Below are 2,004 nucleotides of genomic sequence, written 5' to 3' on the forward strand. Positions count from 1 at the left end.
ATTTTGAAGGAAATTTGGATGACATTATTGCAAAATTGTTAGCGGTAAAAGAAAGTCACCCTAATTATTTCGATTTCATGATGGAAGAAGAAACCGAAAATGGTTACTACAATGAGCGTTACACTACTTTCACCGTTTTTGCTTGGAGAAAAGAAACTCATAAAGAAATGGAATATAGAATAGAAAAGAACAAAAAAGCAAAAGCAAAAAAGAGAGAAGAAAATAAGAAACTAAAGGAAGTGCAAGAAGTTAAAGATAAAGCTGAGTTTTTGCGACTAGCTAAAAAGTATAAGCATGAGGTAGAAGAAATATAAACATTTTAATGGGCGTGTCTTCTAACGGTTCAAGAATTTTGCCTGATATGCAAGAAACGGTAGTTCAACTCTACCCACGCCTACCAATTAGAGGTAAGTAACATGAAATATTATGATGACAACTATGGAGATCAGTTTTTTCAGAAATTCTGGGACGCAGATCTTCGACTCTCTCCTAAACAGAATTTTGATGTTGACGATTACTACAAGCTAGGAGTCCTCAAAAAAGACGATCTGGTTGATGGCGCATATTATTTCGGAGTTTGTAGAAATGCAGACATAGCTAAATGGGACGCAAAAGGAAATTGCTTCTGGTATATGAGATATAAACTTGGACATGTTTTTAGTGAGAGCATCAATCATATATCTGATGACAATAAATTCGACTTGTTTGTTCCATTTCAGAAAATTGACGATACAGACGTAAAGGACGGAGATAAAATAAAATGAATAACGAAAATATAATCAAACAAGGTTGTCCCGATTGTAACTACGAAGGTTTTGTCGATATGTTCGGATGTCCAAAATGCAAAGGTATGGGTAATTACTTTTGGATGGATCAAGTAAGTAATTTGACGGTTGAGGTTAACGAATTAGTAGAAAAAAGACTAAAGGAATTCGAAATAACTTTGACAGCAGAACAAGAAGATGAAATACATAATGCTGTCTGGAAAGTTCTAGAAGGGGTTAGTAATGGATACTACAAGAGTCATAACTGACCTAAAACATATGAGTTGATATAGAAACGGTACTGTAGCTCAGGGGTAGAGCGCAATCCTGATAAGATTGAGGCCATTTGGTTCACGTTGGTTCAAATCCAACCAGTACCACCAATTTTAGTTATTTGGAAAAGTATTATGAAAAGTATTAAGAAAAGTATTGACAAAAGGTAAAATAGCTGCTACTATAACGGTAGATAATTTAATAGGAAATTGAAATGACAAACTACATAAACATATTCGTAAGCGTAGAGCCAACAGAGGAACCCGAACCAGACAGGAGGGGTGTACTCTAGCTTAGTCTAGATTGGCTTACGCCCCTCAGTCGAAAGATTGAGGGGCTTTTTGTTTTAACAGACTACAACAATTTTATTTGTTCTTTTGAAAACTGAATATACAGAATATAAATGGCCCTGTGGTGTAACTGGCTAACATCCCAGCCCTTCAAGCTGGAGACCGAGAAGGTTATGCGGGTTCGATCCCCGTCAGGGCTACCAATTTTATGCGCCTGTGGTGTAATGGTTAACATCTTTGGTTCTCAGCCAAAAGACGAGAAGTTTATGCGGGTTCGATTCCTGTCAGGCGTACCAATTTTACAGGGTGTGGAGGAGTCTGGCTATCCTCGTTCGGCTTGGAACCGAATAGCTTCATTATGCGAATGGGGCTCATGGGTTCGAATCCCATCACCCTGACTTGTTTTACAGCGTGTAGTTCAGTCTGGTAGAACGCTTGGCTGGGGGCCAAGAGGTCGCAGGGTCGTAGCCTGTCACGCTGACCAATTTACGGAGAGTAGCCTAGTCTGGTTTAAGGCGCTGCGTTTGGGACGCAGAAATTTCGGGGGTTCGAATCCCTCCTCTCCGACTTTCAATAGTTCGAAAAAGGGTAATCCGACCGTCTCAAAGAATAAGTAATAAACGGGAGGATTAAAATGTCAGATAAAACAGAAATTGTGGAAGTTGAATGTCATTTTT

3 protein-coding genes and 7 tRNA genes are annotated in these 2,004 nt (G+C 38.8%); all 10 read left to right on the plus strand.

From position 1 onward, the window contains the following. The coding region (locus VMW01_16800; GenBank protein ID HUW07907.1) for a hypothetical protein at nucleotides 1–314 on the plus strand (314 nt) is incomplete at its 5' end. 10 nt (nucleotides 315–324) lie between these two features. Beyond that, nucleotides 325–400, plus strand: a tRNA-Ile gene (locus tag VMW01_16805). A gap of 16 nt (nucleotides 401–416) precedes the next feature. Then, the gene (locus tag VMW01_16810) at nucleotides 417–764 is read left to right on the plus strand and encodes a hypothetical protein (protein ID HUW07908.1); all 348 of its coding nucleotides are present in this window, start codon (nucleotides 417–419) and stop codon (nucleotides 762–764) included. After that, entirely contained in the window at nucleotides 761–1,033 is a 273-nt protein-coding gene (locus tag VMW01_16815) for a hypothetical protein (GenBank protein ID HUW07909.1), read from the plus strand. The genes VMW01_16810 and VMW01_16815 overlap by 4 nt, the downstream gene beginning before the upstream one ends. Nucleotides 1,034–1,061: 28 nt before the next feature. Beyond that, nucleotides 1,062–1,147 (plus strand) — tRNA-Ile (locus tag VMW01_16820). 295 nt (nucleotides 1,148–1,442) lie between these two features. Next, nucleotides 1,443–1,530, plus strand: a tRNA-Glu gene (locus VMW01_16825). Between the two features lie 7 nt (nucleotides 1,531–1,537). Continuing rightward, a tRNA-Glu gene (locus tag VMW01_16830) sits at nucleotides 1,538–1,623 on the plus strand. 6 nt (nucleotides 1,624–1,629) lie between these two features. Beyond that, nucleotides 1,630–1,725: transfer RNA gene (locus VMW01_16835), tRNA-Pro, on the plus strand. A 9-nt stretch (nucleotides 1,726–1,734) separates the two neighbouring features. Next, nucleotides 1,735–1,811 (plus strand) — tRNA-Pro (locus VMW01_16840). A gap of 5 nt (nucleotides 1,812–1,816) precedes the next feature. Next, nucleotides 1,817–1,894: transfer RNA gene (locus VMW01_16845), tRNA-Pro, on the plus strand. Nucleotides 1,895–2,004: the final 110 nt, after the last annotated feature.

It is taken from the genome of Williamwhitmania sp. (assembly GCA_035529935.1).
Taxonomy (GTDB): Bacteria; Bacteroidota; Bacteroidia; order Bacteroidales; family Williamwhitmaniaceae; genus Williamwhitmania.

What these genes read in the sequence shown, in the direction of transcription:
- VMW01_16810 (HUW07908.1), top strand. Translation starts at nt 417, where the DNA reads ATGAAATATTATGATGACAACTATGGAGATCAGTTTTTTCAGAAATTC.
- VMW01_16815 (HUW07909.1), top strand. Translation starts at nt 761, where the DNA reads ATGAATAACGAAAATATAATCAAACAAGGTTGTCCCGATTGTAACTAC.